General features: G+C 72.5%; 11 protein-coding genes and 1 pseudogene. 8 read left to right on the top strand and 4 right to left on the bottom strand.

Going from position 1 to position 13,819, the window contains the following annotated elements; genetic code table 11:
• The 4 genes and pseudogenes from V3T34_RS06835 to V3T34_RS06850 form a co-directional block, all read left to right on the top strand.
• A pseudogene (locus tag V3T34_RS06835) lies at positions 1-118 on the top strand (IS5/IS1182 family transposase); the annotation flags it as partial.
• Between the two features lie 165 nt (positions 119-283).
• Entirely contained in the window at positions 284-1,498 is a 1,215-nt protein-coding gene (locus tag V3T34_RS06840) for a cell wall hydrolase (protein WP_305078195.1), read from the top strand.
• 421 nt (positions 1,499-1,919) lie between these two features.
• Complete coding sequence (locus V3T34_RS06845) at positions 1,920-3,410, top strand: carboxypeptidase M32 (protein WP_305078196.1); 1,491 nt, start codon at positions 1,920-1,922, stop codon at positions 3,408-3,410.
• A 216-nt stretch (positions 3,411-3,626) separates the two neighbouring features.
• Positions 3,627-5,306, top strand: a complete 1,680-nt coding sequence (locus V3T34_RS06850) for a methyl-accepting chemotaxis protein (protein WP_305078197.1) — start codon at positions 3,627-3,629, stop codon at positions 5,304-5,306.
• A gap of 147 nt (positions 5,307-5,453) precedes the next feature.
• Here the strand turns inward: V3T34_RS06850 and V3T34_RS06855 are convergent, their stop codons facing one another.
• Positions 5,454-6,245, bottom strand: a complete 792-nt coding sequence (locus V3T34_RS06855; protein ID WP_060845623.1) for a class II glutamine amidotransferase — start codon at positions 6,243-6,245, stop codon at positions 5,454-5,456.
• Between the two features lie 476 nt (positions 6,246-6,721).
• On the opposite strand from V3T34_RS06855, the gene V3T34_RS06860 reads away from it, so the two are divergent.
• Complete coding sequence (locus tag V3T34_RS06860; RefSeq protein WP_091886174.1) at positions 6,722-7,102, top strand: response regulator; 381 nt, start codon at positions 6,722-6,724, stop codon at positions 7,100-7,102.
• Positions 7,103-7,242: 140 nt separating this feature from the next.
• Here V3T34_RS06860 and rpsU read toward each other — a convergent pair whose 3' ends face one another.
• Positions 7,243-7,545: a 30S ribosomal protein S21 gene (rpsU, locus tag V3T34_RS06865; RefSeq protein ID WP_060845625.1), complete on the bottom strand. Its 303-nt coding sequence runs from the start codon at positions 7,543-7,545 to the stop codon at positions 7,243-7,245.
• A 318-nt stretch (positions 7,546-7,863) separates the two neighbouring features.
• The gene (locus tag V3T34_RS06870; protein WP_305078198.1) at positions 7,864-9,078 is read right to left on the bottom strand and encodes a polyhydroxyalkanoate depolymerase; all 1,215 of its coding nucleotides are present in this window, start codon (positions 9,076-9,078) and stop codon (positions 7,864-7,866) included.
• A 283-nt stretch (positions 9,079-9,361) separates the two neighbouring features.
• On the opposite strand from V3T34_RS06870, the gene V3T34_RS06875 reads away from it, so the two are divergent.
• Entirely contained in the window at positions 9,362-10,015 is a 654-nt protein-coding gene (locus tag V3T34_RS06875; protein WP_305078199.1) for a glutathione S-transferase family protein, read from the top strand.
• A 60-nt stretch (positions 10,016-10,075) separates the two neighbouring features.
• On the opposite strand, the gene chrA is transcribed toward V3T34_RS06875, so the two are convergent.
• Positions 10,076-11,461, bottom strand: coding sequence for a chromate efflux transporter (chrA, locus tag V3T34_RS06880; RefSeq protein ID WP_305078200.1), 1,386 nt, complete (start codon positions 11,459-11,461; stop codon positions 10,076-10,078).
• Positions 11,462-11,598: 137 nt separating this feature from the next.
• On the opposite strand from chrA, the gene ruvB reads away from it, so the two are divergent.
• A complete protein-coding gene (ruvB, locus tag V3T34_RS06885; protein ID WP_089504291.1) occupies positions 11,599-12,648 on the top strand; it encodes a Holliday junction branch migration DNA helicase RuvB in 1,050 nt (349 codons plus the stop codon).
• Positions 12,641-13,588, top strand: coding sequence for a metallophosphoesterase (locus V3T34_RS06890; protein WP_305078201.1), 948 nt, complete (start codon positions 12,641-12,643; stop codon positions 13,586-13,588). The genes ruvB and V3T34_RS06890 overlap by 8 nt, the downstream gene beginning before the upstream one ends.
• The last annotated feature ends 231 nt before the right edge of the window (positions 13,589-13,819 follow it).

Here is a 13,819-nt window from a genome sequence, read left to right on the forward strand (position 1 = left end):
GTTCAACCGCGCCCGCCGCTTGCCCGTCCGCTACGAACGGCGCGCCGACATCTACGAGGCCTTCACATTCCTGCAGGCCAGCCTCATCACCCTCAACCAGATCAAAAGGTTCTGTTAGGCGCTCTTAACCAACCCTCAACCATACCCCGCGACACTTGCCCATGACGATCGCCGCTCCCGGCAGGGGCGGGCGGGGCGTGGGTAGAGTGGGGTCGGGACCTTGGGCAGGCGGTACGTGCGCAAGCGGGAGCTGCGCAGACGGCAGATTCGGCGGACGAAGGGCATGCGCTGGTTCGCCGCCGCCGTGGCGCCCTGGGCCGTGGGTCTGGGCGTCCTCGTCTCGTTCACGGCCTCGGCGGGCTACGAGACCTCGCTCGGCTCCAGCGCCGTCGCCCGCCTCGTCCCGCGCGGGATGCCGCCGCTGCCGGAGCGCGGCCTGATCACCCCCGTCGCCCCGTCGCAGATCAGCCTGTCGGGCCCCCTGCGCCTCGCCCTCGACGCCGAGCCGCTGCGCCCCGATCTCAAGGCAGATGCCCGTACCCAGCCCCTGGCGCAGCGCGCCCGCAAGACCGACCCGCTGATGCCCGCCCGCGTCGGCGGCGCCGGCCGGCCCGCCGCGGTCGCGAGCGGCTGGCTGGGCAGCACCGGCCCGAGCGTCGCCTCGACCTTCACCCCCGGCCCCGCGACCTGGAGCCCGGACCTCGAGCCGCAGGAAGGCTTCGTGCCCCTGCCGGACACGCCGAGCGAGGCGGGCGCCAGCTCGCCCGCCGCGGGCGCCACGGCGCCGACCCGCGGGGCCGCTGCCGGCGGCCAGACGGCCGCCAAGACCCGCGCCGCCACGGCCCGCGACGCCGAGACCCGGGCCGACCAGGGCGGCACCCCGGCGGTCCCCCGCGCCGTCGCCCTGTCCTCGACCACTCCGGCCCCGGCCGAGGCGACCCCGGTCGAGATCGCGGCCGGCGGCCAGATCTCGCCGCGCCTCGACCGTGATGCCCGCGCGGGCGTCACCACCGCCGCCCGCATCGCCCCCGAGGCGCTGCCGAGCGACGACGCGAAGCGCCGCTACGCCGACCTCATCACCCCTGAGAACGCCGAGAAGGAGCAGCGCTGCCTCGCCGAGGCCGTCTACTTCGAGGCCCGCGGCGAGCCCGAGCAGGGCCAGGCGGCGGTGGCCCAGGTGGTGCTCAACCGCGCCAAGAGCGGCCTCTACCCGGCCAACATCTGCGGCGTGGTCTACCAGAACCGCCACCGCTACATGGGCTGCCAGTTCTCCTTCGCCTGCGAGGGCAAGTCGCTGCGCATCACCGACGACGCCTCCTGGCAGACAGCGACCCGCGTCGCCCACGCGGTGGTCGAGGGCCGCACCTACCTGGCCGATGTCGGCGGGGCGACCCACTACCACGCCGACTACGTCAAGCCGCGCTGGTCGCGCCGCCTGCGCAAGATGGACGTGATCGGCCGCCATATCTTCTACCAGCTGCGGCCCGGGCAGACCTGATAGAGAGCTGCAGGCTCCGATAGCAGAGGTGGGACGAGGCGGAATTTCGCGATTCGGCCTTCACGGTCCGAGGCTCGGAGGCTTTGGGCCGACCGGCAGCTCCGGAGCGGCGCGCGGGTTCTGATGGCACGCGGACGTCGCCATCGTTGCGATCTCCGCGCCAGGCCGCCGCGCGCAGGTGGTCGAGCCCGGCTTGGACCCGCTCGACCTGTCCCGCGTGGTCGGGGTCGCGCTTCTCGTCGGCGGTGTCGTACTGATCCGGCGGTGACCGGGCGGGGCTGCAACCGCCGGGCTCCCCGGCGGTCTGGATCGCCGTGGTAGCGATCTCCGTCTTCGCGCGGGGCTCGAACGTCCGCCTTGCCAGGAGCCGGGCCGCCGTCCGACAACCCGACGACGATGTCCCTCGGACCCGGATGTTTCCATGCAGGCCTACCGCGCCCTCGAAGCCACCTTCGCCCGCATCGGCGCCCTCGAGGATGCCTCCGGCATCCTCGGCTGGGACGCGCAGACGCTGATGCCGGACGGGGCGGCGGAGGGGCGGGGCGACCAGATCGCGGTCTTGCGTGGCCTCGCCCACGACCTCCTGACCGATCCCGCCACCGCCGACCGGCTCGCGGCGGCCGAGGAGGAGGGCGGGCTGGACGACTGGAGCCAAGCGAACCTCACCGAGATGCGCCGGGCCCACACCCACGCCGCGGCGGTGCCGCGCGACCTCGTCGAGGCCGGCTCCCGCGCCGTGTCGCGGGCCGAGATGACCTGGCGCGAGGCGCGTCGCGCCTCCGATTTCGCCCTGCTGCGGCCCGACCTCGCCGAGGTGCTGGCGCTCCAGCGCGAGATCGGCCGGGCGAAGGGAGAGGCCCTCGGCCTCTCCCCGTACGACGCCCTCCTCGACAGCTACGATCCGGGCCTGCGGCAGGCCGCGATCGACCCGGTCTTCGCGGTGCTGGAGGCCGAGCTGCCCGGCCTGATCGCAGAGGCGCAGGACCGCCAGGCGGCGGCCGGGCCCGCGCCCGTCCCGCAGGGGCCGTTCCCGGTCGAGGCCCAGCGCCAGGTCGGGCTCGCCCTGATGCGGGCGGCGGGGTTCGACTTCCGGCGCGGCCGGCTCGACGTCAGCCTGCACCCGTTCTGCGGCGGCGCCACCGACGACGTGCGCATCACCACCCGGTACGACGAGGCCGACTTCGCCCGCGCCCTGATGGGGGTGCTGCACGAGACCGGCCACGCGCTCTACGAGCAGGGCCGCCCCGCCGCCTGGCGCCGCCAGCCCGTGGGCGCGGCCCGCGGCATGAGCCTGCACGAGAGCCAGTCGCTCACCCTGGAGATGCAAGCCGGGCGCAGCCGCGAGTTCGTCGCCTACCTGGCGCCGCTGGTGCGCGAGGCCTTCGGCGGCACCGGCCCGGCCTGGGAGGCCGACGCGCTCCACCGCAACTACACCCGGGTCGTACCGGGCTTCATCCGGGTCGATGCCGACGAGTGCACCTACCCGGCCCATATCCTGCTGCGCTATCGCCTGGAGCGGGCGCTGATCTGCGGCGAGATGGAGATCGGCGACCTGCCGGGCGCCTTCGACGAGGGCCTGCACCGGCTCCTCGGGCTGACCGTGCCGGACGACGCCCATGGCTGCCTGCAGGACATCCACTGGCCGGGCGGCGCCTGGGGCTACTTCCCGACCTACACGCTGGGCGCGATGATGGCGGCCCAGCTCTTCGACGCCGCCTGCACGGCCGAGCCGGACCTGCGCCCCGGCCTCGCCCGGGGCGACTTCGCCCCCCTCGTCGGCTGGCTGCGCACCCACGTCCACGCCAAGGGCAGCGCGGCCGGCACGCAGGAGATCCTCGCCGCCGCGACCGGGCGGCCGCTCGATGCGGGGGTGTTTCTCGGCCATCTGCGCCGACGCTACCTCGATGCCTGACCCGGTCCGCCCGGGCGGGGATCGACTTGCCTTCGTCCTCCTTGACCAGTCGAGCGAAGTTATGACATGGGGCTCGGGTAGAGCCAGCGAATTGACGATCCAATGTCATCGGATCGTCATAAAATTAGAAGATCTATATTAGACGGATAAATTTAATACTGTGTAAGGCTCTGGCGACGTATGGGCCCGCCATCCGCTTCTGCGTTGGTGCACCCCATGCGTTTCACCCTGGGCAAGAAGCTCGGCCTTCTCGTCGGGCTGCCGATCCTCGTCGCCGCCGGCATCGCCGCCTTCGCGGTCTCGCTGTCCCACAACGAGCAGCGGCGCGCCGGCGCCGTGGAGGCGGCCTGGGAGGCGGCGCTCCACACCCGCAACCACGCGCAGGCCATCGAGCACGTCGTGGTGACGGTGCAGACCCTGGTGGCGGCCGAGGACGTCGCCGAGGCCCGGCAGAAGTTCGGCGCCCTGCGCACCGCCCTGGAGGCGCTCGAGGCCGAGCGCCCGGCCTTCTTCGCTTCCCTCCAGCCCTATCTCGACGAGGACGAGGCACGAAAACTCTCGCTCACCCTCCAGGAGTTCCTGGCCTACCAGCGCGACACGGCGGAGCTCGGCCAGACGCTGTCGCCGAAGGCCGCGCAGATCCAGGCCGCCGACGAGGCGACGATCAAGAGCCGCGAGCGGATGGTGGCGCGGATCCTGAAGCTCGGCGACGCGGTGCTCGAACGCCTCCAGGAGGAGCGCGAGGCGGTGGCCAAGGCGCGCCGGCGCGAGGCGGTCGCCCTCGTCGCGGTGCCGATCCTGGCCCTCCTCCTCACGGTCGCCGGTGCCGTCTGGGTCAGCCTGACCCAGCTGCAGCGTCCGCTCCACGCCCTGCGCCGCACGATGCAGGCCCTGACCGACGGCGACCTCGCGGTGGCGGTGCCGTTCACCCGGCGGCGCGACGAGATCGGCGAGATGGCTTCCTCGATCGCGGTGTTCCAGGCGGCCCTGCGCGAGCAGGGAGCGACGCAGGCGGCCGAGCGGGCCCGCGCCGAGGTCGAGCGGCAGCGGGCCGAGCGGCTGGAGGAGGCCTGCCGGGCCTTCGAGGCCCGGGCGGGGCAGGCGGCCGAGGCCCTCGACGCCTCGACCCGCGAGATGGAGCTGACCGCCGACGTGCTGTCGCGGGCCGCCCACGAGGTCGAGCAGCAATCGGGCGCGGTCACCGGCGCCTCCGGCGTCGCCGCCCGGGCGGTGGCCGAGGTCGACGGCGCCTTCCGGCACTTCTCGGAATCGGCCGTCGGCGTCGGCGACCGGGTCGGCCGGACGAGCGAGATGGCGAGCGCGACGCTGGCCCGCAGCCGGGCCACCGCCGCGACGGTGGAGCGTCTGGTCGCCGCCTCTGCCGAGATCGGCGAGGCCGCCGACCTGATCCGCACCATCGCCGACCAGACCAACCTGCTGGCGCTCAACGCCACCATCGAGGCGGCCCGGGCCGGGGTGGCGGGGCGCGGCTTCGCGGTCGTCGCCTCCGAGGTCAAGGCGCTCGCCGGCCAGACCGCGGCGGCCACCGACCGGATCGGCGCCCAGATCGCCGCGATCCAGGGCGCGACCCGGCACACGGCGGAGGAGATCGGCGCGATCACCGATGCGGTGGCGGAGACGAGCCGGCTCGCCGAGGAGATCCGCGGGGCGATGCAGGACCAGGCTGTGACGAGCGCCGGCATCGGCCGCAACATCGACCGGGCCGGGACCGAGGCCCGCAGTGTCGCCGACAGCATCGAGCAGGTCCGTGCCGCCTCCCTCGCCAGCGCCGCCCAGTCGGACCAAGTGAGGGCGGTGGCTGGTGTGCTCGCGCAGAACTCGGCCCTGCTCGCCGAATCGGTGACGGCGTTCCTCGGCGAGGTGCGGGCGGCGTGAGCCGTCGGTCTCCGGAAAAGCCGGATCGGGGCGAGGATCGCGCCTGCCCCAACCGACCGAGCGGGGACCGACGAACGCCGCCTGCCCGGTCCCCGAGACCTTCGCGGGCGGTGATCCGGAAAAGGCCGCCGACGTGAGCGCCGGCCTTCAGGCCGCCTTCCTGAACCCCGCCGCGTCCGCGCCGAGCATCTGGATCGGCTGGCCCGGGCGGGCGATCAGCGTGCCGCCCTTCGGCACCTCCGACCAGCCGGTGCGCAGCCCGTCGATCGGCTCGGAGACGACCGCGAGGCCGGTCGCGGTCTGCCGCCAGTACAGGCTCGGCGGGCGGCCGTCGCAGGCCCAGCGATAGGCGGTCAGGCTCTCGCCGTCGGTGAGCACGGCGGTGAAGCGCAGAGGCTCGTCCACGCCGGCCTCGTGCATCAGGCCGCGGGCGGCCGACAGGCTCGCCGCCATCGCGCCGACCGGGTCCCGGTCGAGGCCGTGCGCGAGAGCCAGCAGGAAGAGCGCCTCCGAATCGGTCGAGCCCTGGCGCGCCTCGTAGAGCGCGTCCGGGATCAGCGCCTCGAGCCGCCGGCGGATGCGCGCGTAGCCGCCGATCTGGCCGTTATGCATGAACAGATGGCGGCCATGGGCGAAGGGGTGGCAGTTCGCCCGGGTGGTCGCTGTGCCGGTCGAGGCGCGCACATGGGCGAAGAAGGTGCGGGCGCGGATCTGCCGGGAGAGGCTGCGCAGGTTCTCGTCGGACCAGGCCGGCCGCACGTCGCGGTACAGGCCGGGCTCGGGCCGCTCGCCGTACCAGCCGATGCCGAAGCCGTCGCCGTTGGTCTCGGTCTGGGCCTCCGTCGCGTGCAGCGACTGGTGCACCAGGGAGTGGGTCGGCGCGCAGACGAGTTCGTCGAGATAGACCGGGTCGCCGTGGTAGGCGAGGAAGCGGCACATCGGCTCTTCACCTCCCGCGGCGTGTGCCGGTCCCGCCCGGGACCGTGCCTCGTCCGCCGCCTTCATGGAACGGTAACATTCGGCGTCCGACGGTGAACAGTCCGTTAATGCGGCGCAGCATGCCCAAGGTTCCCGCACCTGCTCGCGCGGCAGGCAATGGCGTTACGTCAGGAGCCGGCATGCGCGGGGCGCATCGGCCGTCGATCCGAACTGGACCTGTCGCCTGGATCAATGTCAGGATTGAGTCGTTGACGTTCGCGCAGGCGTGTTCGCGTCGTCGGCTTGCGTCCGCGTTCCCCCGGCTGGCGCCTCCCCGGCGTACCGTGCCGGGCCCGATCCCCGTCCCGTCGGTCGATCTCCGCCCTCGCCCGGGCGGGCTCGCGCGTCGTCGGGCGCCGATCGATCCGTCCATCTCCCGAGCACTCGCGAGGACCCGGGACCCCGACGCCACTCACATAAAACAAACAGGAGGCCTTATGGGCAGAGCAGCACCCACCGCTCCGATCGCCGTCGTGGTGGAGGACGACGAATCCGTCCGGGATTTCGCCGCCGCGATCCTCGAGGAGACCGATCTCGACGTCATCGCGTGCCGCAGCGCCGCCGACGCGCTCGCGGTGATGCGCGAGCACGGCTCCGAGGTCGCGCTGCTGTTCACGGAGGTGCAGCTCGCCGGCGAGATGGACGGGGCCGCGCTCGCCCGCACGGTGGAGCGGGACTGGCCCGATGTGCGCGTGGTGGTGACCTCGCGGCCCGGCGCGGCCCAGGCGGTGCCCGACCATGCCGTCTACATGCAGAAGCCCTGGCGGCCCCTCGACGTGCTGGTCGAGGCGGAGCGGGCCGCCCATGCGTCGGCCTGATCCTGCGTCGGCCTGATTCGGCTTCGGTCTGATCAATGAAGAAGAGCCCGCACGCCTCGCGGCGTCGGGCTCTCGGGATGGCCCCACCCGGAAAGGCGGGGCTTCTTGATGCGGCCTCCCGGACGGAGGCCGGCCGGCCCTTAGGCCGAGGTGGCCGGAGCGGCGGCCGGGGCGGCAGCCGACGGGGCCATGCCCGGACGACGCGGGCCGCCGACGCGGGGCTTCGGCTTCGGAGCGGCGATCAGACCCTCGCGGATGGCGGTCTTGCGGGCCTGCTTGCGGGCGCGGCGCACGGCCTCGGCCTTCTCGCGAGCCTTGCGCACCGACGGCTTCTCGTAGGCCTTGCGCTGCTTCATCTCGCGGAAGATGCCCTCACGCTGCATCTTCTTCTTGAGGACGCGGAGGGCCTGATCGACGTTGTTGTCCCGAACGAGTACCTGCAAGGGTGTGTGTCCTTTTTGTCTAAATCCGAAAACGTGGCCGACCTTGCGCGGAACGCGCCCGGATGGCTGCCTGCCCGACCAACCGAAATGCGCCCCGCGGCCCGGACCTCGCGGACCGGGAGGGGCTTGGGTCGCATCACGGTCGCACCGGAGCCCGGCGCAAGCTGTCGGCGCACGGTATGCGCCTGATCGCGGCCTTACACCACTCCGCTACCACTTCCAACCGCGGAGTGCTCGCCTGACCGAAATTTGAGCGGGTGCGGGGCCACTCGGGCGCCGCCGCGCAGACTCCCGTACCTAAGCCGGACCTGGGCCGGATCAAGCGTTGGCCTGGATGAAGCTGCGCACGAGCGGATAGGTCTGGGCTTCCCACTTGCGGCCCGAGAACACGCCGTAATGGCCGACGCCGGCCTGGAGGTGGTGGCGCTTGCGGAAGGGTTTCAGGCCGGTGCAGAGATCGTGGGCCGCCACGGTCTGGCCGACGGCGCAGATGTCGTCGCGCTCGCCCTCGACCGTCATCAGGGCGGTCTTGCGGATCGCCCTCGTGTCGATCGGTGCGCCCCGGTAGGTGAGCCGGTTCTGCGCCAGCGTCGCGTCCTGGAACACGGTCCTGACCGTCTCGAGGTAGAACTCCGCCGGCAGGTCGAGCACCGCGAAATACTCGTCGTAGAACGTCTCGATCTGCGCCGCCTTGGCGGCCTCCCCGTCGGCGAGGTGCCAGTAGAGGTCGAGATGGCCGTGCATGTGCCGCGCGGCGTTCATCGACATGAACGCCGTGACCTGCATGAAGCCGGGATAGACCCGCCGCCCGGCGCCGGCATGGCGGCGCGGCACGGTGGCGATCAGGTTCTTCTCGAACCAGTCGATCGGGCGGGACGTGGCGAGCTCGTTGACCTTGGTCGGGTTGACCCGGGTGTCGACCGGGCCGGCCATCAGGGTCATGCTCGCCGGATGCGCCGCGTTGCGGCTCTCGGCCATCACGGCGGCGGCCGCCAGCGCCTGCACGCAGGGCTGGCACACCGCCACCACGTGGGCGCCCGGGCCCATCGCCTCGAGGAACTGCACCAGGTGGGCGACGTAGTCGTCGAACCCGAAGCGGCCGGCGCTCACCGGCACGTCGCGGGCGTTGTGCCAGTCGGTGATGTAGACGTCGTGATCGGCCAGCAGGGTGCGCACGGTGCTGCGCAGCAGCGTGGCGAAGTGGCCCGAGAGGGGGGCCACCACCAGCACCCGGGGCTGCTCGCTGGCGATGTCCTTGCGAAAGCGCAGGAGCGTGCCGAACGGGGTCGACAGCACCCGCTCCTCGGTCACCGGCGTCTCGCGGTTGCCGACCCGCACCGACTCGATCCCGTAGGCCGGCCGCGCATGGGTCAGGCCGGCCCGCATCATCATCCGGGCGGCGGCCGACACCCAGCTCGCCGGGGCGCCGTAGCCGGCCCGCATCCAGGGCTCCGTACCCGCCTGCAGCGCATGGCCCCAGGCGCGGGTGGCGCGCGCCATGTCCGACTGGACCTCGAAGGCATCGTAGAGCATCGGCGCTCGCTCTCCCTCACGGACACGCGCGGGGAGCGGCCCTTTCGCCGAGCGTATGGCAAGGCTTCGTCCCCCGCGACCGGACTTTCGGTGAAGGGCGGCCTGCGCCGCTCCGCCCCCGCGCGATGCGATGCGCGTGCCAACGCGGCGCCTGCCCGGTCCCGATTCCGCGTCGGGCCTTCGACCTTCGGCCGGCGCGGCCGCGAGCGGCACGAGTCTTGGATCGCGTCCGGTGCCGAAAGGCGAGGGTGGGCCGCGCGAAACCGGCCCGGGGGAGGACCGGATGGCCGAGGCGACGCTGACGATTTCGAGCCGCAACTACTCGTCCTGGTCGCTGCGGGGCTGGCTGCTGTGCCGCATGGCGGGGCTCGACGTCGCGGTCGAGGTGCTGTCGGGCGATCCGGCGAGCCGGGCCGAGCTCCTGCACCTCTCGCCCTCGTTCCTGGTGCCGCGCCTCACCCACGGGGACGTGCGGGTCTGGGACGTGCTCGCCATCGCCCAGTACCTCGCCGAGGTGCGCCCGCAGGCCGGGCTCCTGCCCGGATCCCTGCCCGCCCGCGCCTGGTCGCACGCGGTCTCGGGCGAGATGCATGGCGGCTTCATCAACCTGCGCTCGGCCCTGCCGATGAACCTGCGTGCCCGCTACACCGACTTCAAGCTCTGGGGCGGGGCCCAGGCCGACATCGCCCGGGTGGTCGAGATCTGGCAGGAGGCGCTGCGCGCCCACGGGGGGCCGTACCTGTTCGGCGCGCGCCCGGTGGTGGCGGACGCGATGTACGCCCCGGTCTGCACCCGCTTCGTCACCTACGGCGTCGCCCTGCCGCCGGACTGCGCCGCCTATCGCGATACCGTTATGGACTGGGACCTGATGCGGGACTGGATCGCCGCGGCGGAGGACGAGCCCGAGGAGATCGAGGAACTGGACATGGAATTCTGAGGAGCCCTTCGGTCTCTCCCCCGCGGGACGCGGGACGGAGCGCCGGACCATCCCGCGCCGTCAGATCGCCCCCGCCAGCCGCAACCCCACCCCCGCCGCCGCGCAGGCGCCCAGCACCGGGATCATCCCGGCCCGGAAGCGGAAGACCGCCATGATCGCCGCCAGTGCCAGAACCAGTGCCCAGGGATCGAGGCTCGCGGGGACCGGCACGTCGAGCCGCAGCGGCCCGAAGGCCAGGGGTCGCACCTCGCGAAACAGGGTGTGGAGCGAGAACCAGACCGCGAGGTTGAGGATCACCCCCACCACCGCCGCGGTGATGGCCGAGAGCGCGCCGGCGAGCGCCGCGTTGCCGCGCAGCCGCTCGACGAAGGGCGCGCCGACGAAGATCCACAGGAAGCAGGGCGCGAAGGTGACCCAGGTGGTGAGGAGCCCGCCCAGCGTGCCGGCCGCGAGCGGCGAGAGCGCCCCGGGCGCCCGGTAGGCGGCGAGGAAGCCGACGAACTGCGTCACCATGATGAGCGGGCCGGGCGTGGTCTCGGCCATGCCGAGCCCGTCGAGCATCTCGCCGGGTTTCATCCAGCCGTACTGCTCCACCGCCGCCTGCGCCACGTAGGCGAGCGCCGCGTAGGCGCCGCCGAAGGTGACCATGGCCATCTTGGAGAAGAACACCGCGATGCGGGAGAAGACGTCGTCGGGCCCCAGAACGAGGAGGAGGGCGGCGACCGGGGCGAGCCAGACCGCCGCCCAGACCGCCAGGGTGAGAAGCGTGCTCCGCCAGGACGCCCGCTCCCGCGGCCCCGCATCGTCGCCGAACAGGTAGGAGCCGTTCCCCGCCGCCGCGGCGTGGCCGCCCCCGGGGCGGAACGCCGGATGCCCGGCCCGGCCGCCGAGGAAGCCGACGATCCCCGCCGCCACCACCACGACGGGGAACGGCACGTCGAGGAAGAACAAGGCCGCGAAGGCGGCGGCCGCGAGCCCGGTCATCGCCGGGCCGCGCAGCGCCCGCCGGCCGATGCGCTGCACCGCCTCGAGCACGATGGCGAGCACCGCGGCCTTGAGGCCGAAGAACAGCCCGGCCACCGGCCCGGCCTCGCCGTACAGCACGTAGATCCAGCTGAGCGCCATGATGGCGAGGAGTCCCGGCAGCACGAACAGCCCGCCGGCGAGAAGGCCGCCCCGGGTCCCGTGCATCAGCCAGCCGACATAGGTGGCGAGCTGCTGCGCCTCCGGCCCGGGGAGCAGGGTGCAGAAATTGAGGGCGTGCAGGAAGCGGTTCTCGGAGATCCAGCGCTTCTCCTCGACCAGCACCCGGTGCATCACGGCGATCTGCCCGGCCGGCCCGCCGAAGGACAGGGCGGCGATCCGGGCCCAGACCGGCACGGACCCGGCGAGGGTCACGGGCGGTGGGGCGGCCCGGTCGCGCGCGGCGGGCTCGGTCGTCGTCACGGGCGTCGGCACTCCGGGTCGGGGGAGCCGGAAAGTAGCGCGATCGGTCGCGTTGTGCGACAGAACCCAGCGAGTACATCCGGCGAACGGGGCCGCCGGCCTCGCGCCGCCGACACGAGCCACGCGCCAGGTTCCGCTTGAGCAAGCAGCCCAAAGCCCTCCTCACCCCCGAGCGCCGCGAGGACGACACCGACGCCTCGATCCGGCCGCTCAGCCTCGCCGACTTCACCGGCCAGAAGGCGGCCCGCGCCAACCTCCAGGTGTTCATCGACGCGGCGAAGAAGACCGGCCAGGCCCTCGACCACGTCCTGTTCGTCGGCCCGCCCGGCCTCGGCAAGACCACGCTCGCCCAGATCGTCGCCCGCGAGCTCGGGGTCAACTTCCGCTCGACCTCCGGCCCGGTGATCGCCAAGGCCGGGGACCTCGCGGCGCAGCTCACCAATTTGGAAGAGCGCGACGTCCTGTTCATCGACGAGATCCACCGCCTCAACCCGGCGGTAGAGGAGATCCTTTATCCGGCGATGGAGGATTACCAGCTCGACCTCATCATCGGCGAGGGCCCGGCCGCCCGATCGGTAAAGATCGAGCTGCCGAAATTCACGCTCGTCGCCGCCACCACCCGGGCAGGGCTCCTGACCACGCCGCTGCGCGACCGCTTCGGCATCCCGGTCCGGCTCGAATTCTACGACATCGACGAGCTCGAACTCATCGTCAGCCGCGGCGCCCGGGTGCTCGGCATCGGCATGGCGCCGGACGGCGCCAACGAGATCGCCAAGCGGGCGCGGGGCACGCCGCGCATCGCCGGGCGGCTGCTGCGCCGGGTGCGCGACTTCGCCATCGTCGAGGACGCCCCCACCATCACCCGCGCCATCGCCGACCGGGCGCTGCGCCTCCTCGACGTCGATCCCGCCGGGCTCGACACGATGGACCGCAAGTACCTCAACATCATCGCCCACTCGTTCAGCGGCGGGCCGGTCGGGGTCGAGACCATCGCGGCGGCGCTCTCCGAGCCGCGCGACGCGATCGAGGAGATCATCGAGCCCTACCTGATCCAGAAGGGCTTCGTGCAGCGCACGCCGCGCGGCCGGGTGCTCACCGCCCACGCCTTCCGCCATCTCGGCCTGCCCGAGCCGAACCGCGACCCCACCGTGCAGTTCGGCCTGTTCACCGGGGACGAGGATGCGTGAGCAGGGGAGGGGTTACCGCCTCTTCACCCGTCGCCGCGTGCTCCAGGGGGCCGGCCTCGTCGCGCTCTCGGGCGCGACGACCGGTGCCTACGCCACCGGGATCGAGCCGTTCCGCCAGGTCGTGACCCGCTACGCGATCCGCCCCAACCCCGCCGCGCCCTGGCCGGCGGGGCTCTCCTTACGCATCGCGGTGCTGACCGACATCCATGCCTGCGACCCCTGGATGAGCCTGGAGCGCATCGCCGGCATCGTCGAGACCACCAACGCGCTGCAGGCCGACCTCGTGGTGCTGGTCGGCGACTTCGTGGCGGGCCAGCGCTACGTCACCCGCTACGTGCCTGCCGCCGAATGGGCGCCGGTGCTGGGCAAGCTCAGGGCACCGCTCGGCGTCTATGCGGTGCTCGGCAACCACGACTGGTGGGAGGACAAGACCGCGCAGAAGCGCGGCGCCGGACCGACCATCGCCGGCACGGAACTGACCCGGAACGGCATCCGGGTCCTGTCGAACGAGGCGGTGCCGCTCGCGACGAAGGCCGGCCCGGTCTGGCTCGCCGGGCTCGAGGACCAGCTCGCCCTGCTGCCGTCCGCCAGGCGCCACGGCCACAAGCGGGTCGGCCTCGACGACCTGCCCGCCACCCTGGCGGCGGTGCCGGACGGCGCGCCGATGATCCTGCTCGCCCACGAGCCCGACATCTTCGCCCACGTTCCGGCCCGAGTGGCGCTGACCCTGTCGGGCCACACCCATGGCGGGCAGGTGCGGCTGTTCGGCTGGTCGCCGGTGGTGCCGTCGCGCTACCCCCGCCGTTTCGTCTACGGCCATGTCCGCGAGGCGAGCGACCTTGTGATCTCCGGGGGGCTGGGCCTCAGCATCGCGCCGATCCGCCTCGGGGTGCCGCCGGAGATCGTGGTGGTGGAGCTGGGGGCGGATGCCGCCGTCTGATCCTGTGTTCGCCATGATAGTCTTCTCGGCGCAACTGTTCCATCCCATCTACGACCTCATCCTGAGGTGCTAGTCGATCGAAGATCGACTGACCTCGAAGGAGGGCTCCAGATAGCCGTGCGAATTCCGGAACTCTCCTTCGAGGCTCCCTGCGTGTGCGATCTTCGATCGCCGGACACCTCAAGATGAGGTCTCGTGTGGGAGCGAAGCAGTCCTGGTGACACCTCACGA

The sequence above is a fragment of the Methylobacterium ajmalii genome, from assembly GCF_036448855.1.
Lineage (GTDB): Bacteria > Pseudomonadota > Alphaproteobacteria > Rhizobiales > Beijerinckiaceae > Methylobacterium > Methylobacterium ajmalii.